The sequence below is a fragment of the Tranquillimonas rosea genome, assembly GCF_900111315.1.
Lineage (GTDB): Bacteria > Pseudomonadota > Alphaproteobacteria > Rhodobacterales > Rhodobacteraceae > Tranquillimonas > Tranquillimonas rosea.
The window spans coordinates 150835-170016 of the sequence record NZ_FOGU01000006.1 but is presented as its reverse complement, the minus strand read 5'-3'; the positions used below and the strand labels follow the sequence as shown (position 1 = coordinate 170016).

At 69.0% G+C, this 19182-nt stretch carries 18 protein-coding genes and 1 pseudogene; 11 read left to right on the top strand and 8 right to left on the bottom strand.

Annotated elements, in window-relative coordinates; genetic code table 11:
- The first annotated feature begins 82 nt into the window (after nucleotides 1-82).
- Both BMZ25_RS11765 and BMZ25_RS11760 read left to right on the top strand, forming a co-directional pair.
- Nucleotides 83-1111 (top strand): ligase-associated DNA damage response exonuclease, encoded by a 1029-nt coding sequence (locus BMZ25_RS11765; RefSeq protein WP_092693800.1) that lies wholly within the window; start codon nucleotides 83-85, stop codon nucleotides 1109-1111.
- Between the two features lie 92 nt (nucleotides 1112-1203).
- Entirely contained in the window at nucleotides 1204-1623 is a 420-nt protein-coding gene (locus BMZ25_RS11760) for a hypothetical protein (protein ID WP_092693798.1), read from the top strand.
- A 7-nt stretch (nucleotides 1624-1630) separates the two neighbouring features.
- Here BMZ25_RS11760 and BMZ25_RS11755 read toward each other — a convergent pair whose 3' ends face one another.
- Entirely contained in the window at nucleotides 1631-1885 is a 255-nt protein-coding gene (locus BMZ25_RS11755) for a BolA family protein (protein WP_092693796.1), read from the bottom strand.
- A 72-nt stretch (nucleotides 1886-1957) separates the two neighbouring features.
- Between BMZ25_RS11755 and BMZ25_RS11750 the strand changes: the two genes are divergently transcribed.
- Nucleotides 1958-2584, top strand: a complete 627-nt coding sequence (locus BMZ25_RS11750) for a J domain-containing protein (RefSeq protein WP_092693794.1) — start codon at nucleotides 1958-1960, stop codon at nucleotides 2582-2584.
- Between the two features lie 183 nt (nucleotides 2585-2767).
- On the opposite strand, the gene BMZ25_RS11745 is transcribed toward BMZ25_RS11750, so the two are convergent.
- From BMZ25_RS11745 to BMZ25_RS11725, 5 genes are all read right to left on the bottom strand, one after another.
- A complete protein-coding gene (locus tag BMZ25_RS11745; protein ID WP_092693792.1) occupies nucleotides 2768-3652 on the bottom strand; it encodes a DMT family transporter in 885 nt (294 codons plus the stop codon).
- 57 nt (nucleotides 3653-3709) lie between these two features.
- Nucleotides 3710-4465, bottom strand: a complete 756-nt coding sequence (locus BMZ25_RS11740; protein ID WP_092693790.1) for a meso-2,3-butanediol dehydrogenase — start codon at nucleotides 4463-4465, stop codon at nucleotides 3710-3712.
- Nucleotides 4466-4550: 85 nt separating this feature from the next.
- Nucleotides 4551-5051, bottom strand: coding sequence for a peptide-methionine (R)-S-oxide reductase MsrB (msrB, locus tag BMZ25_RS11735; RefSeq protein ID WP_092693788.1), 501 nt, complete (start codon nucleotides 5049-5051; stop codon nucleotides 4551-4553).
- 337 nt (nucleotides 5052-5388) lie between these two features.
- On the bottom strand, nucleotides 5389-6141 hold the full coding sequence (locus tag BMZ25_RS11730; RefSeq protein ID WP_235859854.1) for an anti-sigma factor: 753 nt from the start codon (nucleotides 6139-6141) through the stop codon (nucleotides 5389-5391).
- Nucleotides 6138-6695 carry a sigma-70 family RNA polymerase sigma factor gene (locus BMZ25_RS11725; protein ID WP_092693786.1) on the bottom strand — a complete coding sequence of 186 codons (558 nt, stop codon included), beginning with the start codon at nucleotides 6693-6695 and terminating at the stop codon, nucleotides 6138-6140. Before BMZ25_RS11725 ends, BMZ25_RS11730 begins: the two co-directional genes overlap by 4 nt.
- Before the next feature lie 272 nt (nucleotides 6696-6967).
- Here BMZ25_RS11725 and cobS point away from each other — a divergent pair, with 272 nt between their 5' ends.
- Nucleotides 6968-7954, top strand: coding sequence for a cobaltochelatase subunit CobS (cobS, locus tag BMZ25_RS11720; RefSeq protein ID WP_092693784.1), 987 nt, complete (start codon nucleotides 6968-6970; stop codon nucleotides 7952-7954).
- 88 nt (nucleotides 7955-8042) lie between these two features.
- Here cobS and BMZ25_RS11715 read toward each other — a convergent pair whose 3' ends face one another.
- Nucleotides 8043-8870: a hypothetical protein gene (locus BMZ25_RS11715; protein WP_143071527.1), complete on the bottom strand. Its 828-nt coding sequence runs from the start codon at nucleotides 8868-8870 to the stop codon at nucleotides 8043-8045.
- Between the two features lie 156 nt (nucleotides 8871-9026).
- Here BMZ25_RS11715 and cobT point away from each other — a divergent pair, with 156 nt between their 5' ends.
- The 4 genes and pseudogenes from cobT to BMZ25_RS11695 form a co-directional block, all read left to right on the top strand.
- The gene (cobT, locus tag BMZ25_RS11710; protein WP_092693780.1) at nucleotides 9027-10907 is read left to right on the top strand and encodes a cobaltochelatase subunit CobT; all 1881 of its coding nucleotides are present in this window, start codon (nucleotides 9027-9029) and stop codon (nucleotides 10905-10907) included.
- Nucleotides 10908-10980: 73 nt separating this feature from the next.
- Complete coding sequence (locus tag BMZ25_RS11705; protein ID WP_092693778.1) at nucleotides 10981-12798, top strand: aminopeptidase P family protein; 1818 nt, start codon at nucleotides 10981-10983, stop codon at nucleotides 12796-12798.
- A gap of 84 nt (nucleotides 12799-12882) precedes the next feature.
- A complete protein-coding gene (locus tag BMZ25_RS11700) occupies nucleotides 12883-13221 on the top strand; it encodes a DUF427 domain-containing protein (protein ID WP_092693776.1) in 339 nt (112 codons plus the stop codon).
- A 146-nt stretch (nucleotides 13222-13367) separates the two neighbouring features.
- A pseudogene (locus BMZ25_RS11695) lies at nucleotides 13368-14744 on the top strand (sugar porter family MFS transporter); the annotation flags it as partial.
- A 16-nt stretch (nucleotides 14745-14760) separates the two neighbouring features.
- On the opposite strand, the gene BMZ25_RS11690 reads toward BMZ25_RS11695, so the two are convergent.
- On the bottom strand, nucleotides 14761-16548 hold the full coding sequence (locus tag BMZ25_RS11690) for a chloride channel protein (protein WP_235859853.1): 1788 nt from the start codon (nucleotides 16546-16548) through the stop codon (nucleotides 14761-14763).
- Between the two features lie 173 nt (nucleotides 16549-16721).
- Here BMZ25_RS11690 and BMZ25_RS11685 point away from each other — a divergent pair, with 173 nt between their 5' ends.
- The 3 genes from BMZ25_RS11685 to BMZ25_RS11675 all read left to right on the top strand — a co-directional run bounded on the left by BMZ25_RS11685 (nucleotide 16722) and on the right by BMZ25_RS11675 (nucleotide 19181).
- Complete coding sequence (locus BMZ25_RS11685; RefSeq protein WP_092693772.1) at nucleotides 16722-17282, top strand: hypothetical protein; 561 nt, start codon at nucleotides 16722-16724, stop codon at nucleotides 17280-17282.
- Nucleotides 17283-17364: 82 nt separating this feature from the next.
- Nucleotides 17365-18738: an FAD-binding oxidoreductase gene (locus tag BMZ25_RS11680; protein WP_092693770.1), complete on the top strand. Its 1374-nt coding sequence runs from the start codon at nucleotides 17365-17367 to the stop codon at nucleotides 18736-18738.
- Nucleotides 18739-18758: 20 nt separating this feature from the next.
- A complete protein-coding gene (locus tag BMZ25_RS11675; RefSeq protein ID WP_092694111.1) occupies nucleotides 18759-19181 on the top strand; it encodes an SgcJ/EcaC family oxidoreductase in 423 nt (140 codons plus the stop codon).
- Nucleotide 19182 lies beyond the last annotated feature (1 nt).

Here is a 19182-nt window from a genome sequence, read left to right as displayed (position 1 = left end):
GATGCACACGCACAGCAATTAGGCACGACGCGGCCAGCGAAGGATGCTGGCCGGCACCGCGGCACGCCCTACACCCTGCCCCATGGCGGACACGTTGCTCAGCTTTACCGATCGCGGCATCTACTGCGCCGCCGGGGATTTTCACATCGACCCCTGGCGGCCGGTGGACCGGGCGCTGGTGACCCACGGGCATGCCGATCACGCCCGCCCCGGTCATGCCCGCTACCTCGCGACCACGGGCGCGGCGCCGGTGATGCGACACCGGCTGGGCGACATCGCGATCGACACCGTCGATTTCGGCGAGGTGCGCGAGATGAACGGAGTCCGGGTGTCGTTCCATCCCGCCGGCCACGTTCCCGGCTCGGCGCAGATCCGGGTCGAGCATCGCGGCGAGGTCTGGGTCGTCTCGGGCGACTACAAGACCGACGCCGACGGCCTGTCCGAGCCGTTCGAGACCGTGCAGTGCCACGCCTTCATCAGCGAATGCACCTTCGGCCTCCCCGTCTTCAACTGGAAGCCGCAGGCCGAGATCGCCGCGCAGATCAACGGCTGGTGGGCGGCGAACCGGGCGGCGGGCAAGGTGAGCGTGCTGGGCGCCTACGCGCTTGGCAAGGCACAGCGGGTGCTGGTCTCGGTCGATACCGGGATCGGGCCGATCCTGACCCATGGCGCGGTCGAGAATACCAACGAGGTGCTGCGCGCCCAGGGCATCGCCCTGCCCGACACCGTTCGTGTGACGCACGAGCTCGACCCGAAAGCCTATCCCGGTGCGCTGGTGGTGGCCACGCCCTCGGCCCTCGGTACCCCGTGGATGCGCCGCTTCGGCCCCGCCTCGACCGCCTTCGCAAGCGGCTGGATGGCGTTGCGCGGGGTGCGCCGCCGCCGGGCTGCCGACCGGGGATTCGTGATGTCGGACCACGCGGATTGGGACGGGCTGAACGCCGCGATCCGCGACACCGGGGCCGAGCGTGTCTTCGTCACCCACGGCTACACGGCGATCTTCCGGCGATGGCTGGCCGAGCAGGGTTACGACGCGCGGATCGTCGAGACCGCGTGGGAGGGCGAGAGCCTCGACACCGACGACGACGGCGACCGGACCGGCGAGGCCTAGCCGCCCGGCCCGCGATCCCGCTTCCGCCCTTGGACCTCGCCGCCGCTTCCTGCTATCACGCGCGGCGTCGAGCAAAACGTGAGGGTGACGGGGTGAGATACGAATACCGGGTAATCGCGGCGCCCAAGGCCGCCCCGAAAGCCAAGGGCGTCAAGGGCGTGGACGAACGGTTCGCCCTGGCCATGGCCGAAGCGATCAACAACGAGGCCGCCGCGGGTTGGGAATATGTTCGCGCCGAAAGCCTGCCCTGCGCCGCGAGCGGCGGGTTCCTGTCGCGCAAGAAGCGCGAGGAAACGATGCAGCACATGCTCATCTTCCGCCGGCAGATCGGGCACGGCGCCCGCGAGGACTACCTTGCCGAAAGCCCGCCGCCCGAGGCGATGGCCCAGGAACTGCGCCCCGTCGAGACGGGTCCGGCAGACCCTGTGGACAGCGCGGCCGAGCCGCGGCTCGGTCCGGCGCGGCGCGACGCCGACAGCAACGTCCGCCCCATTCCGGGGCCCCAGCGCTAGACCGCGCTCAGGCCTCGATCTTCAGGGCGAGCGCGTGGATGCGGTGGGTCAGGTCCCCGAGCGCGGTATGCACCGCGCGGTGGCGTTCCAACCGACTCATCCCCGCGAATGCATCGGAGGCGATGTGGATGGTGAAGTGGCTTTCGCCGGAGCCGTCGTCGCCGGCATGTCCCGCATGGCGGGAACTGTCATTGACGATTTCGAGAGCGCGGGGCGCGAAGGCCTCGTTCAGGCGGGACTCGATGATCTCGGCCATGGCCATTTTTTGCGCTCCCTCTTCCCTCTCGATGCACAACGTCTAAACTGCCACGTCCGAGTCGAAAAGGTGTGCGCGATGGACAAAAACGATCCCTTCGGTTTCGACATGCGGGTGTCTTCGGCGAAGAAGAAGAACCCCCGCGGCAAACGCGGCATGTCCGGAGCCTTCGAGACATCGCAGCGGGTGTGCGAGCATCCGGGCTGCGACAAAGCCGGTCAGTACCGCGCGCCAAAGTCGCCGGACCACCTCGACGAGTTCCTGTGGTTCTGCAAGGAGCACGTGCGCGAGTACAATTTGAAATGGAACTTCTTCAACGGCACGACCGAGGAGGAATTCGAGGATCAGATCGAGGACGACAAGGTCTGGGGCCGCAAGACAAAGCCCTTCCAATCGGCCGAGCAACGGGCCTGGTCCCGGCTGGGCATCGAGGATCCGCACAAGCTGCTGGGAGAGAACGCCACCCAGAATCCGGGGCGCAACGCCAATGGCGGGGGCCGCCGCCTGCCGCCGACCGAGCGGCGCGCGCTGGATATTCTCGAGGGCAAGGATCACTGGTCCAAGGCGGAAATCCGCCGGGCCTACAAGGCGCTGATCAAGGTGCTGCACCCCGACATGAACGGCGGGGACCGCAGCCAGGAAGAGCAGTTGCAGCAGGTCATGTGGGCCTGGGACCAGCTCAAGGACAGCCGCTACTTCGTGTGACGCCGGATCGGCCGTCCCTGCGGTTCGGGGGCGGCGACGCCGGGCACGGGCCTTCCCCCTTTTTCATCTTAAGGTTGAGAAGCGTCGCCCATTGGCGGCGCCGGACCCGGTGCACCGGACGTGCACCGCGCGTGCACAGACGGTGCACGGGGCGACATACATCCGACGTATCTCCAGAAGGCTTCAGCGGCGGCGGACGGGCCAGACCTCGAGCACGCCGGCGGCGAGCACCAGCGCCCCGCCGGCCAGTTCGAGCGGGCCCAGTCGCTCTCCGGCGATCAGTGCGGCGGAGGCGGCGCCGACCAGCACCTCGGCCATCAGCAGGATGCCGACGCGGGCCGGGTCGAGCCGCGCGGTGGCCCACATCAGGCCCGCCATCGACAGCCCCCACCAGAGCCCGCCGGCCAGAAGCACCCAGCCCACCGCCGGGCCGAGATGCCCCGCCGGCAGCGCGGACGGCCACGGGGCCAGAAAGGGTGCGACCGACGCCGCACCGAGGCAGGCGCCGGTTGCAAAGACGAAGGCGGCCTCGGGCGGGGCGACCGGCGCGCGCAGGCGGATGCCGGTCGACGCCACGGCCCAGAGCATGCCCGAGACCAGCGCCAGCCACTCGCCCGCGCTGCGCGGACGCGGCAGCGTGCCGTCGGCGCCAAGCATCACCCCCAGCCCCAAGAGGCCGCAGGCGATGGCCAGCACCCGCAGGCGCGGCGTGGGCCAGCGCAGGGCATAGCGCGCGATCAGCGTGCTCCAGACCGGCGTCAGGAAGAACAGCAGGATGATGATGGCGACGCGGCCATAGACCAGCGCCACGGAATAGAGCGCGAAGGCCGCGCCGCCCAGCAGGACCGACGCGACAGCCAGCCTGTCGGTTCCCGCAAACGCCCGCCTGCGCACGAGCGCCACAGGCGCCAGCAGCAAAGCCGCCGCCGCGACGATCGCCAGCGATCCCCAAGCGCCCGTCAGCCCCAGCTCGGACAGGCGCCGCACGGGCAGCCAGTAGAGCCCCCAGAGCGTGCCAGTGGCGATGACGATGACACTGGCCAGACGTGTTGCGCTGTCGTGATGCATGGCACGTCTCCTACGCGCGGGCGGGCGGCTTGGCAAAGCCCCCACCCCCGCGGGCCGTCAACCGATGGGCGGCTGACCGTTCGACGCGCTGAGCCCGCCGTCGACCGGCAGGACCACGCCGTTCACGAAGCGCGCATCGGGGCCCAGCAGGAAGGCGATCACGTCGCCCACCTCGGCGGTGGTGGCGGCGCGGCCCAGCGGGATGCGCTCCTGGAACTTCCCGACCAGCTCGGCACTGTCGGGTGCCATGTCGGTGTCGGTCATGCTGGGCGCCACGGCGTTGACCCGCACGCCGGTCGTGCCGGCTTCGAGCGCGAGGGCGCGGACCATGTTGCTGACGCCGCCCTTCGAGGCGTTGTAGGCGAACCCGCCCCAATCGCCGCCGAGGCCCGAGACCGAGCTGGTCGCCACGACGGAGCCGCCGGTCTGTTGCAACGCGTCCCACGCGGCGCGGATCGTCAGGTAGGTGCCGGTGACGTTGATCTTGATGACCTTGTCCCAGTCGTCGCGGTCGAGCGCGCCCATCCGGCCCATCGCGGCGATGCCGGCATTGCAGACGAGTCCGTGCAGCTCGCCGAAGCGCGACAGCGTCTCGGAGACCAGCCGTTCGGCATCCTCCTGCTCGGACACGTCGGCCTGCACGACCAGCGTGCGGTCCTCGGGCAGTTCGGTTGCGACGGACTCGAGCTTGTCGCGGGTCCGGCCCGCCAGCACGACATTGGCGTTGTCGGACGACAGGCGCCGCGCGGTGGCGGCGCCGATGCCGGAACCGGCGCCGGTGACAATGAGGGTTTGTCCGGTGAAATCGGGCATGACGTCTCCGTTCGGTGCGGGTGGTGAGGGCCGCGGCGCGGCGCCTGTCCCCAACCGCCCGTGCGGGACGTGGTTCCCAGCCGGATCAGCCGATCACCGGCTCTCCGGAATTCGCGGGGCGGAACACCATCGCGATGCCGTTGATGCAGTGCCGCTTGCCCGTGGGCTCGGGGCCGTCGTCGAAGATGTGGCCCATGTGGCTGCCGCATCGCGCGCAATGCACCTCGGTCCGGGTCATGAACAGCGAGCGGTCGGGCTTGGTGCCGACGGTGCCTTCGATCGCCTGGTAATAGGACGGCCAGCCGGTGCCGCTTTCGAACTTGGTGTCCGAGGCGTAGAGGCCCAGGTCGCAGCCCTTGCAGTGATAGGTGCCCGCGTCCTTGATCTCGAGCAGCGGGCTGGTGAAGGCGCGTTCCGTGCCCATCTCGCGCATGACCTTGTACTCGGCGTCGGTGAGCATCTCGCGCCACTCCTCCTCGGAGCGCGTGACCTCGAAGCTCTCGCCCTCGGCGGCCATGGCGAAGCGCGGCAGCAGGGCCGCGGCGGCGGTGGCGGTGGATGCGGTCAGGAACGATCTGCGGTGCATGACTTCCTCCTCTATGGACAAGCGCCGTCCGGGTCGAACCCGGACGGCGCCCACTCTTTACTCAACTTAACTCTTTACGAAGCCCGAAGAAGGACGGTGTCGACAACGTGAACGGCGTTGTCCGACATCGGGCACTTGCCACAAAAGATACCATTTCTTCCCCGAGCATGCCGCTGCCGGCGTTCCCGCCGAGGACATGCCCGCCGCTTCTGTGCTGCGGTCGCGCCGGTTGACGCCGACCTTGCCCCTAGACACGACCGAGGACGGCAGAAAGTTTCGTCACATTTGACATTTTCGATCACAGACGCGTGAGCACACGCCTGCGGACCCGGTCCCGTCAGCCCTCGGAAACCGCCCCGGCGGCCAGCACCTGCCCGGTGGGCGCGCCCGTGGGCGAGCCGCCCGGCGGTTCCTCGGACACCGCCAGCGTGCCGCCCGCGATCCGGTCGCGCAGCGGCTCGGGCACGGCCAGCTCGGCGCTGTCCTCTTCGGGCAGCACGCCGAGGGAGACCGGGGCGTCGGCGCCGTTCGGGATCAGCCAGAGTTCGAGCACCCTGCCCTGCGGCGCCCCGCCCGCCGAGCGCGAGACGGAGAGCGCGCCGCTGTCGGCCTGGTAGCTGGCCTGCATCACGAGCGAGTCGTCGTCCGCCGCGATCCGGGCGGCGTAGGACGGCGCGTCGGCTTCGGTCCCGGCGGTGTCGGAGGGGGTTTCGGGCGGGGGCGCCGCCTGCGGCACCAGCAGAACCGCGACAAGCGCGGCCAGTGCGGCCACCGCGATGCCCGAGCCCAGACCGCCGAGGAAGCGCAGGCGCGGTCCCAGCCCCCGGCTGCGCCGCGACGGGGCGGGCGCGGTCGCCTCGGCCAGCGCGCGGCGCACGCGGGCGGGCGGGGCCGCGGGGGCGATGTCGTCGGCCAGCGCGACGAAGTCCTCCTGCCACCGGGCGACCTCGGCCCGCAGCGCGCCCTCGGTCTCGAGCCGCAGGGCAAAGGCGTCGGCCTCGGACGCGGGCAACAGGCCAAGGACGTACTCGGCCGCCAGCATCGCGTCGCCGTCGGGCGGGTCGCCGGGGGTGTTCGGGTCGTCGCTCATCGCGTCAGGCACTCTTTCAACTTCTGCAGGCTGCGGCGCAGCCAGGTCCGCATCGTGTTCAGCGGCACCTCGTGGCGGTCGGCGAGGTCCTGATAGGTCAGGCCGTCGAGATACGCCCCCCGCACGGCGTCCGCGCGGTCGCCGTCCAGTTCGCCGAGGCAGTCGTGCACCCGCGCCCCTTCGGACGCGGCGATGACCGCCGCCTCGGGCGTGGGGCCGCCGTCGGGCAGCTCGGCCACCGCGTCGACGTCGTCGGTGGCGTCGCGTCGCGCCTTGCGGGTGCGCAGCCGGTCGATCGCCGTGTTGCGAACCACGGTGATGAGCCACGTCATCGGGCTGAGCCCGTTGGCCGCGTAGCGGCCCGCGTTCCGCCAGATCTTGAGGAACGCATCCTGCAGCGCCTCTTCCGCATCGCCCCTGTCGTTCAAGACACGCAGGGCCACGCCGAAGAGTTTCGCGCTGGTCGCGTCGTAGAGGCGCAGGAACGACTCGCGGTCACCTTGGGCCGTGGCTCCGATCAGTGTCTCGATCTCGGCGATGCGGGTCGTGGACATGCGGTATCTCTCCCTCGCTGCGGAGGGTTAGAGCAAATGCGCCCCCGCGAGACCAGTGCGTCCGGGGCGACGGCGGCGGGGCGTCACGTTTCGGCCACGGCGCGGCCGCCGCATGGCATCCGCCCAAGAAGGCCCGTGTGCGGCCTTTTCCTTGCACAGCCCCGCGATATGTTGCACCCACAGCTTCAACGAGACGCGCGGGCCCCTGCCCGCCGCGACGGGCCCGCGCGCCACCGACGCGCAGCTGGGCGAGACACGAAGAGGACACCGACATGGCCGACGGAAGCATCGATATCCACGCCAAGCCGACCGAGGATCTCTCGGTTCGCGAGGTGTTCGGCATCGACAGCGACATGCACGTCAAGGGCTTCGCCGACGGGTCCGACCGCGTGCCCGAGCTGGATTCGACCTACAAGTTCGATCCCGACACGACACTCGCGATCCTGGCAGGCTTCCAGTACAACCGCCGCGTGATGATCCAAGGGTATCACGGCACCGGCAAGTCGACCCACATCGAACAGGTTGCCGCCCGGCTGAACTGGCCCTGCGTGCGCGTGAACCTCGACAGCCACATCAGCCGGATCGACCTGATCGGCAAGGACGCGATCAAGCTGAAGGACGGCGTGCAGGTCACCGAGTTCCAGGAAGGCATCCTGCCCTGGGCGCTGCGCAACCCGACCGCGATCGTGTTCGACGAGTACGACGCCGGGCGCGCCGACGTGATGTTCGTGATCCAGCGGGTGCTCGAGGTGGACGGCAAGCTGACGCTGCTGGACCAGAACGAGGTGATCCACCCCAACCCCTATTTCCGCCTGTTCGCCACGTCGAACACGGTGGGCCTGGGCGACACCACGGGCCTGTATCACGGCACCCAGCAGATCAACCAGGGCCAGATGGACCGCTGGTCGCTGGTGGCGACGCTGAACTATCTCAGCCATGACGCCGAGGCGGCGATCGTGCTGTCGAAATGTCCCGCCTGGAACACCGAGAAGGGCCGCCGGCAGGTGAGCCAGATGGTCACCGTCGCCGACCTGACCCGGACCGCGTTCATGAACGGCGACCTGTCGACGGTGATGTCGCCGCGCACGGTGATCGCTTGGGCGCAGAACGCCGGCATCTTCCGCGACATCGGCTATGCTTTCCGGCTGACATTCCTGAACAAGTGCGACGAGCTCGAGCGCGAGACGGTCGCCGAGTTCTACCAGCGCTGCTTCGACGAGGAGCTGCCGGAAAGCGCGGCGAGCATCAGCTTGGGCTGAGCCGTCCCGGCACGACCGGATCAACGCGAAAAACCCCGTCACCGGCCGCGGTGGCGGGGTATTCCTTTTTTCGGAACGGCGGCGTGGATCAGTTGCCGCCGGACATCTGCTCATTCTCTTGCATCAGACGGTCGACGAAGGCCTGCGGGCTGACGCCCTGGGGCAGCACGATGATCGCGCCGCGATCGTCGCCGCCGCCGGACTGGCCGCTGCGGGGCATCGGGCGCTGCTGGCCACTGGCCGGGCCGTCGCCGGGCATGTCGCGCATGTACTCGCCGCCCATGTCGCCGTGCTGCATGCCCTGCTGCATGTGCCGGTCGCGCATCTGCTGGATGAAGCCCTGCCGCGCATCGGCCATGCCGCGGATATAGCCCTGGCGGTAGCCGCGTTCGTAGATCGTCTCGGTGAAGCCCTCGATGTCGAGCATGACGGTCTGGCCGGCATTCTCGCGCGTCATCCCCCGGGCCTGTCCGGGTTGCATGCCTTGGCCGCCCTGCATCTGGCTACCGGGCCGATCCTGGGCGCCGCTCTGGCTCTGGGCCGTGTCCTGGCCTTGCGCCGAGGTCTGGCCCTCGGCGTCGGTCTCGCCCGTATCGGGTGCGTCGGCCTCTTCTATGGCCTCTTCGATCGGCTGGCCGCCGACCTGCGCGTCGCCCTCGCCGGAGCCGTCGGACATGCCGCCATCGGCCATGCCGCTGTCGTCGGTGGTGACGCTGCCGGTCGACGTGCCGCCGTCGGTGGCGGAGGCGCCGTCGCCCATCTCGCTGCCGGTGGTGTCATCCTGTGTCTGGGCGAAAGCCTGCGGCGCCGCCATCGCGATCAGCGCGGCGGTCGCCGTCGCCATCATGATGCGTGCTGGGACGGCGCGGATGGCCGGGCTAGCTTCCGCTGCGATCGCTCTCTGGGGGGTTGGCATGTCTCTCCTCCTGCGAAAACTGGAATGAGACGTGGCCACGTCATCCGGTCAACGACCTCTTGCCGGATAGGTTTCACCGAAATTCGTCACCGCCGCGACCGACGAACCGGGACACGATCCATTGTGCCTGCCGTCAGGACGTCTAGATTACGCGCCATGGACAAGCCCAGCGACAACCCCGCCGACCCGTTCAAGAAGGCCCTCGCCGAGGCCACCAAGGTGCTGGCCGACGATCCCGACATGGCTGTCAGCTATTCCGTCGACCCGCCGGGCATGAACAAGGACGGCGTCCGCCTGCCGCAGATCAGCCGGCGCATGACCAAGGACGAGGTGCTGCTGGCGCGCGGCATCGCCGACACCTACGCGATGCGGCGCAAGTACCACGACCAGGGCACCTTCAACCGCTATTCGCCCCAGGGCGAGCTGGCGCGCGAGATCTACGAGGCGATGGAGATGGCCCGGTGCGAGGCCGTCGGCGCGCACGACATGCCCGGCACCTCCAAGAACATCGACGCCCGGATCGCCAGCGAGGCCGCGCGGCGCGGATATTCCGAGATCACCGAGGCCTCGGACGCGCCTCTGTCGGCCGCGGCGGGCTACATGGTGCGGCAGATGGCCACCGGGCGCGACCTGCCCGAGGGCGCGGACAACATCGTCGATCTCTGGCGCGGCTATATCGAGTCGCAGGCCGGCGAGACGCTGAGCGGGCTGGACGAGACTTTGCGTGACCAGACCGCCTTCGCCAAGTTCGCCCGGCGCGTGATCGAGGACCTCGGCTATGGCGACCAGCTGGGCGACGATCCGGACGGTGACGACGACCAGTCCGAGGACGACGCCGAAGAGCAGGACTCGCAGGACGACGATCAGCCAGACAGCCAGGGCGACGACCAGGAGGACGGCGAGGACGCCGAAGCCGCCCCCGACCAGAGCCAGGAACAGCAGCAGGACGAGAGCCAGGCACAGGTCTCGATGGACGAGATGGCCGACGCCGAGAGCGGCGAGGAGACCGAGTTGCCCGACGGCGAGGCGCCGATGGATCCGCCGGTGCCGCCGCAGCACTCGGACGCCGACCCCGGCTACAAGGTGTTCACCGCCGCCAACGACGAGGAAATCCGCGCCGACGATCTGGCCGAGCCGATCGAGCTGGAACGGCTGCGCGCGTATCTCGACCAGCAGCTCGACCCGCTGAAGCACGCGGTGGGGCGGCTGGCGAACAAACTGCAGCGGCGGCTTCAGGCGCAGCAGAACCGCAGCTGGGAGTTCGACCGCGAGGAAGGCATCCTCGACGCCGGGCGGCTGGCGCGGGTGGTGGCGAACCCGACCACGCCGCTGTCCTTCAAGGTCGAGCGCGATACCGAGTTCCGCGACACCGTGGTGACGCTGCTTCTGGACAATTCCGGCTCGATGCGGGGGCGGCCGATCTCGATCGCGGCGATCTGCGCCGACGTGCTGGCACGGACGCTCGAACGGTGCGACGTGAAGGTCGAGATCCTGGGCTTCACCACCCGCGCGTGGAAGGGCGGACAGGCCCGCGAGAAGTGGCTGGCCGAGGGCCGCCCGCAGATGCCGGGCCGCCTGAACGACCTGCGCCACATCGTCTACAAGCCCGCCGACGCTCCCTGGCGCCGGGCCCGCACGAACCTGGGCCTGATGATGAAGGAGGGCCTGCTGAAGGAGAACATCGACGGCGAGGCGCTGGAATGGGCGCACCGCCGGATGGCCAACCGCCGCGAGGCGCGGAAGATCCTGATGGTGATCTCGGACGGCGCGCCGGTGGACGATTCGACCCTCAGCGTGAACCCCGCGAACTATCTGGAGAAGCACCTGCGGGACGTGATCTCGATGGTCGAGAAGCGCAAGCTGGTGGAACTGATCGCCATCGGCATCGGCCACGATGTCACGCGGTACTACAACCGCGCGGTCACGATCACCGATGTCGAACAGCTGGCCGGCGCGATGACCGAGCAGCTCGCCGACCTGTTCGACAACGATCCGCGCGCCCGGGCCAAGATCGTGGGGCTCAAGAACGCCAGCTGACGGGCGCGAACCGGGGCTGGCCTTTCGCCGGATTCCGCGACACAAGACGCGGGACCGAGCGGAAGGAGACACGATGTTCCAGACCTTCGACTCCCCCACCCGTCCCGACCAGGGGCCGCCGCGGCTCGAGGCGCTGCGCGCGCAGATGGCGGCCGAGAACCTCGACGGCTTTCTCGTGCCCCGCGCGGACGTGCATCGCGGCGAATACGTCGCCCCGCGGGATGAGCGGCTTTCCTGGCTGACCGGCTTTACCGGATCGGCCGGGTTTGCGGCGGTGCTGACCGATCAGGCGGGCGTGTTCGTCGACGGCCGCTATACCGTGCAGGTCAAGGCGCAGGTCGACACGACCGCGTTCACCCCGGTGGCCTGGCCCGAGACCAAGCTGGCGGACTGGCTGGCGGAACGGCTGCACGCCAATGCGCGGGTCGGCTTCGATCCGTGGCTGCATACCGTGGCCGAGATCGAGGAACTGCGCGAGGCGCTGGAGCCCAAGGGCATCGGCCTGATCGATATCGACAACCTGATCGACCGGGTCTGGCCCGACCAGCCCGCTCCGCCCGCCGCGCCGATCACCGCGCACTCGGCCGAACTGGCCGGACGCGATCATCGCGACAAGCGGCAGGAGGTCGCCCGCACGCTCGGCGAGGCGAGGCAGAAGGTGGCCGTTCTGACGCTGCCGGACTCGATCGCGTGGCTGTTCAACATCCGCGGCGGCGACATCGCGCACACGCCGGTGCCTCACGGCTTCGCGCTGGTCTTCGACAGCGGGCGGGCCGAGCTGTTCGTGACGCCGGGCAAGGCCGACGGCGTGCTGGAGCACCTCGGCGACGAGGTCGCCGTGCAGCCGGCCGAGGGCTTTGCCCCCGCCCTGTCGCAGGTCGAGGGTCCGGTGCGCGTCGACCGCCGCAGCGCCCCGGTCGAGGTGCTGCGCCTGCTCGAGGAGGCCGAGGTCGAGATTGCCTTCGGCGAGGACCCCTGCCTGCGCCCCAAGGCGATCAAGACCGAAGCCGAGCTTGCCGGAACCACCGAGGCGCATCTGCGCGACGGCGCGGCCATGTGCGAGTTCCTGGCCTGGCTGGACGAGCGGGCCGACGCCCTGTCGGATCCGTCCGAACGGCTGACCGAGATCGACGTGGTCACCGCGCTGGAAGGTTTCCGGCGCGAGACGAACATGTTGCGCGACATCAGCTTCGACACGATTGCGGGCAGCGGCCCGAACGGCGCCATCGTGCATTACCGCGTGACCGAAGAGACCGACCGCGCGCTGCGCCGGGGCGAGCTGCTGCTGGTCGATTCCGGCGGGCAGTATCCCGACGGCACCACCGACATCACTCGCACGGTGGCCATCGGCCAGCCCGGGGCGGAACATCGCGCCTGTTTCACCCGTGTCCTGCGCGGGATGATCGCCATCTCGCGCACCCGCTTCCCCAAGGGACTCGCCGGGCGCGACCTGGACCCGCTGGCCCGCGCACCCCTGTGGCTGGCGGGGCAGGATTACAACCACGGCACCGGGCACGGCGTCGGCACCTTCCTGGGCGTGCACGAGGGGCCGCAGGCCCTGTCGCGTCGCAACGAGGTGCCGCTCGAGCCGGGGATGATCCTGTCGAACGAGCCGGGATACTACCGCGAGGGCGCGTTCGGCATCCGCATCGAGAACCTGATCGTCGTCGAACCCGCGCCCGAACTGGCCGGTGCCGACCCGCGCGAGATGTACGCTTTCCGCACGCTGACATGGGTGCCCATCGACCGCCGGCTGATCAACGCGGCGATGCTGAGCGCCGAGGAATGCGACTGGCTCAACGACTATCACGCCGCGGTGGCCGAGCGCATCGGCCCGCGCCTGTCCGAGAGCGCGGCGGCATGGCTGGCCGAGGCGACACGGCCGATCTGATTGCGGTAACACCCGTCATGGCGCTGTCGCATCTTTGTTGCTACGGTCCGCGCGAAACCGATCACCATCGGACGGGGGAGCAACATGGCTGACGACATCACGATCCGCGACTCGCAGACGACCTGGGTGGTCCGCGCCGGAGGCGCCGTGCTGGGCGAAAGCGGCAGGGCAATCGAGGTCGCTGATTCCGAGGGGGCGGTCATCTACTTCCCGCGCGAAGATATCGGCGTCGAGTTTCTCGATTCCTCGTCCACGCGCACCAAGGACGATCGCAAGGGCGAGGCGACATATTATTCGATCCAGACCAAGAGCACGCTGATCCCCGACGCCGCCTGGAGCTACGAGGCGCCCGCGCCCGAGGCCGCGCGGCTGGCCGGGCATCTGGCGTTCGACGCCGAGAAGGTCACGGTCGAGGAACTCTGATCCGCGTCACGGAATCCGGGCGTGCAAGGGGCGGCGGTGGGCCGCCCTTTTTCCTTTGCGCAGCCCGGCTTGGCGGGAATTGACGGCGAATGCATCGCGGCTAGGTCGCGCCGGGCCGCCATCGGGGGCGGCGCTTTCCGGAGGCCGCAATGTCCGATGCCGACGCCGCCATCTCGTCCGAGGCCGAGCCGCCGCTGACCGAGCCCGGCCTTCTGATCTGCACCATCACCATCGCGCTGGCGGGCCTGTTGTTCGGCTTCGACACGGCAGTGATCTCGGGCACGACAGAGCTCTTGCGGCAGGAATACGATCTGTCGCCCGTCTGGCTGGGCGTCACGGTATCGTCGGCGCTGTGGGGAACGCTGGTCGGGGCACTTGTCGCCGGGACGCCGGGCGACCGTTACGGCAGCCGCAACGTGCTGCGCGTCTTGGCGATCTTCTACCTCGTGTCGGCCGTAGGCTCGGCGCTGGCCTGGGACTGGACCTCGCTCTTGGTGTTCCGGGTGATCGGCGGACTCGCCGTGGGCGGCGCGTCGGTGCTGGCGCCGGTCTATATCTCGGAGGTGGCGCCACCGTCGCGCCGGGGCCGGCTGGTCGCGTCGTTTCAGTTCATGGTCATCACCGGCATCCTGCTGGCCTACATCTCGAACGCGGTGATTGTCGGTATGGATGTCGGCACAGCCGAGTGGCGGTGGAAGTTCGGCGTCGCGGCCGCGCCGGCGATCGTGTTCTTCCTGCTGCTGCTGCGGGTGCCGCACACGCCGCGCTGGCTGACCGGACAGGACCGCGAGGACGAGGCGCGCGAGGCACTGTCCTTCATCGGCATTTCCGGCCGCCACGCCGATGCCGAGATCGCCCATTTCCGTGAGGGCGAGACCGGCGACGCAGACGCCGAAAAACTGTCCTGGCGGCGTCACTCCAAGCCGATCCTGCTGGCGATCTTCGTGGCCGGGTTCAACCAGCTCTCGGGCATCAACGCGATGCTCTATTACCTCAACGACATCTTCGCCGCCGCCGGCAACGACCTGTCGCCGGACCTGCAGGCCATCGTCATCGGCGTGGTAAACACGATCTTCACCGCCGTGGGCATCCTCTTCATCGACCGGCTCGGGCGGCGGCCGCTGCTCTTGATCGGGTCGGCGGGGATGGCGGTGTCGCTTGTGGTGGCGGCGCTGGCGCTGAACGGCGTGCTGCCGGGCATCTACGTGCTAGTTGCGCTGATCTCGTTCATCGTGTTCTTCGCGCCCAGCACCGGCGCGGTGATCTGGGTCTATATCTCCGAGGTCTTTCCGCAGCCGGTGCGCGGACGCGGCAGCGCGGTGGGCGCCTCGACCCATTGGGGGCTGAACGCCGCCATCGCCGCCGTCTTCCCCTCGATCGCCGCGGCGTCGCAGGGGCTGCCCTTCTTCGTCTTCGCGGCGATGATGGTGGCGCAGTTCGTGATCGTGCTGACCTTCTTCCCCGAGACGAAGAACGTCCCCCTCGAGAAGATGGAGCGGCAGCTCGGCGTCAGGATGACCTGAGCCGCCGCCCCGCCGGTCAGCTGCGGAAGTCGCGCAGCACCGAGTCGGCGATGGCGTCGCGGGTCAGCACGCCGATGACGTTCTCGGGCTTCGGCTGCACGCCCTCGGGCACCACCAGCAGTGCCGAGTGGCCGCGGTCGGCCATGTTGGTCATCGCCCGCTGGAGGAAGCTCGTCTCCTGCGCGTAGCCCACCGGCGCGATGATCGGGCCGTGGCGCTTCGTCGGGTCCTCGGGGTGGACCCGGACGATGCCGACCACGTTGCGCCCCTCGGTCACGACGGCATAGACGCGCTCCTTGCCCAGCTCGGTATCGACGACGCCGCTCGAGCCCAGCTCGGACTTCTCGATGATCCCGGCGGAGGGCGACATCAGCTGACGGATCGTGCGGATAGAGAAGCTGTGGGATCGGCGCTCACGCGGGATATGCGCGCCGCGACGGGACAGCTTGGTCGTATAGATGTCGTCATCCGACAGCCGGCGCCGCACGCCGAGCGCGCAGACCACCGAGATGATCGCCGCGACGGTGATCGAGTAGTCGCCCGTCATCTCGAACATCATCATGATCGACGTGATCGCGGCCCCGGTCGACGCGCCGACGATCGCCGCCATGCCGATCACCGCGAAGGTCACGGAGTGGAAGCCGAGATTGGGGAACAGGAAGTCCAGCCCGCTGCCGAACGCCGCCCCGAGCGCCGCGCCGAGGAACAGCGAGGGCGAAAACACCCCGCCCGAGGCCCCCGCGCTGAGCGACACCGAGGTCGCCAGGAGCTTGAGCACGAACAGCAGCAACAGGAAGCCCGGCGCCGTCAGCTGCCCGGTCAGGATCGCTTCGATGGTGGCGTAGCCGACGCTTTCGGTGTGGTACTGGCCGGTGGTCAGCAGCAGGACATACATCAGGATGCCGAGCGACAGCATCCCCGCCATGTTCTTGACGTAGGGGTTGGCCTTCCAGCTCTCGAACAGGTCCTCGGTCCCGTAGAGCACCTTCACGAACAGCCACGCGGCGACGCCGGCGACCATGCCGAAGATGACGTAAAGCGGCAGCATGTCGACCGACAGCGGCACGAACACGTCGGGGCGGCTGTGTGCCGCCATCAGAAAGGCGGGCTCCATCCCAAAGGCGAGACGGCCGACATAGGTCGCGGTCCCCGTCGCCAGGACGACGGGCAGCAGCGTGCGGGCGCTGAATTCGGGCAGCATCAGCTCGACCGCGAACAACACAGCGCCGAGCGGGGTGTTGAAGGTCGCCGCGATGCCGGCCCCTGCCCCGGCGGCGACCATCGTGATCACCTGCCACGACCTCAGCCGAAACGCCCGACCCAGCACCGACCCGATGCCCGAGCCGATCTGGATGATCGGCCCCTCGCGTCCGACGGACGCACCAGACCCGATCGACAGGGCCGAAGCGAGCGACTTGGTGATCACCACCGCCGGGCGGATATGGCCACCACGGTAATAGATCGCGTCCATCACCTCGGGCACGCCGTGGCCCTTCGCTTCGGGGGCGAAGGTGCGCACCAGCCACAGCACGATGAGCCCGCCGACGACCGGCGCGAGAATCACCAGCGGCCCGAACGGCGCGGGCGGGGTCGGCAGGTTGGCGTCGTAGTGGAACGAGAACTCGCCGAGGAAGGCGAGGTTGTGAATGACCGCGATCAGGTAACGCAGCAGCACCGCGCCGAGTCCCGTGACGATGCCGATCACCACCGCTATCAGCGACAACCCGATCATCGAGCCGCGTCGATTGTCATCCTGGGGAGCTGTCAGGGGGTACTTGGTGTCGTCCGTCGTCGTTTCGGTCATGTCGCAAAGCGTCCAGCAATTGTAGGCATCGGCGGCGAAGGATATGGTCCGCGCAATCGCGCTGCCGGCCGAGCAAGCCCGTCGCATCCAGCTACGCCTTTGTGCGCAAAGATGCAAAGCGTGGCATGCCCCGACCGACCGCGCCTTGGACCAAGGCAGAATCGGAGACAGGCATGACGAGCGTATCCCGTTGGAGACACTACCGCCCCGCGCGGATCGAGGTCGTCGGCGGCCTCGTCGCGCTGGCCGCGAGCGTGGTGTATTTCGGGGCGCTGCACGTGCTGGACGGCCGCGCCGGCCTCTATCTGGAGGAATTGCGGCAGTCCGACCCCGACCGCTATCTCACCGTGCTGCGCGAGAGCCGGGGCTTCGAGGCTTTCCTGGAAGAGTACCGCGCGCTGGCGGATTACGACGAGTTCCAGCGTCTGCCGCCCACCTTCCTGATCGGGCGCTGGACGCCCCGGCCCGCCCAGCTGCGCCTGGCGCCCGGCACCTCGCCCGAACAATGCAGCGACCCGATGACACTGGGCGACGGGATGTACCAGCAACTCGATACAGGGGGCGTATCGCTACCGGTGACCTACCGGATCGAAGGCCAGACCGTTCAGATGCGCACCGAGGACGAGGGGATCATGCCGATCGAGCTGGTCAGCTATGGCGGCGAGCTGGATCACATCAGGTACGTCCCGCCGGGGGCCGAGTTTCCCGTCTACGGCTATCTCTGCGGCCGCTAGTATCGGCCTTTCGCCCGCACGGCCCGTGGCCTAGGGTCGACGCCGTCCCGAACCTGTCACGCCGAAGGGGGCCATCCGAGCCATGACGATCCACACCGCTCTAGACGAACTTTCCGAGGTCCTGGGGGATCGGCTGAGCCGGTCGGAGTCGGACCTTGCGCTTCACGGCCGGTCCGAGGCGCATTTCCCCGAGACGCTGCCCGACGGCGTGCTCTATCCCGACTCGACCGAACAGGTCGCAACGGCGGTGCGGATCTGCGCCACGCATGGCTGCCCGATCACCGGCTGGGGCGTCGGCACGTCGCTGGAAGGGCACGCGCTGGCCACGAAGGGCGGCGTCGTGATGGACTTTTCGCGGATGGACAAGGTCGTCGAGATCAACGCCGAGGACATGGACGTGCGCGTCCAGCCCGGCGTCACCCGCTCGCGCCTGAACGAGGAACTCCGCGCGACGGGCCTGTTCTTCTCGGTCGATCCGGGGGCTGACGCCACGATCGGCGGGATGGCGGCGACGCGGGCCTCGGGCACGACGGCCGTGCGGTACGGCACGATGCGCGACAATGTCCGCGCGCTCGAGGTCGTGATGGCCGACGGCCGCGTGATCCGCACCGGCAGCCGGGCGAGGAAAAGCTCGGCCGGCTACGACCTGACCGGCCTGTTCGTCGGGTCGGAGGGCACGCTGGGGCTGATCACCGAACTGACGCTGCGGCTGTGGGGCCAGCCCGAAGCGGTGTCGGCCGGCGTCTGCGCCTTTCCCGACATCGGCAGCGCCGTGGATTGCGTGATCGAGACGATCCAGCTGGGCATTCCGCTTGCCCGGATCGAGTTCATCGACGCCGAATGCGTGCGCGCCTTCAAGATGAGCTCGGGCACCGACATGGAAGAGAAGCCGCACCTGATGGTGGAATTCCACGGCTCCGAGACGGCGGTGGCCGAGGAAGCCGCGCGCTTCGGCGAGGTCGTGGCCGAGCATCGCGGCGGCCCCTTCCACTGGTCCGCCAAGCCCGAGGAACGCACGAAGCTGTGGAAGATGCGGCACGAAGCGGCCTATTCCATGCGCGCGCTCAAACCCGGCGCGGTGATGATGGCGACGGACATCTGCGTGCCGATCTCGCGCCTTGCCGAAGCGGTCGAGGAGACCACCGCCGATATCGCCGCCTCGCCGATTCCCGGCCCGATCCTGGGCCATGTAGGCGACGGCAACTTCCACGCGACGCTGCTGATCGAACCGGGCAACGCGGCCGAGATGAAGGCCGCGAAGGACCTTGCCGCGCGCATGGCCGACCGTGCGCTGCGCATGGGGGGCACCGTGACCGGAGAGCACGGGATCGGCCTGGGCAAGCTCGACTACATGGAGGCCGAGCACGGGGACGGCTGGTCCGTGATGGGTGACATCAAGCGCGCCCTCGATCCCGGGGGGCTGCTGAACCCCGGCAAGCTGATCCGCTCGAATTGAACCTGTCGGCCCCCGAGGAGATGCCCCACGCCTTCGCCGCCGCCTGGGCGGACCGCGACGCCGCCACGCTGGCCGGGCTGTTCGCCGAGGATGCCGATTTCGTCAACGTCGTCGGCCTATGGTGGCACGATCGCGCGGCGATCGAACGGGCGCATCGCTATGGCCTGACGACGTTCTTCCGCGACAGCACCCTGCGGGTCGGGCGGGTCAGGCTGCGCGAGCTGGGCGATACGGCGGTGGTGCAGGCGCGGATGCACCTCTCGGGGCAGATCGCCCCCGACGGCGGCATCGCCGAGGCGCGCACCAACATCCTGACCTTCGTGATGCACCGTGCCGAAGATGGCTGGACCTGCGTGACCGCCCAGAACACCGATGTCGTGCCAGGCGCAGAGACGCAGGTGGCAACGCCGGACGGGCTGACGCCGCACGACTACCGCGCCTGAT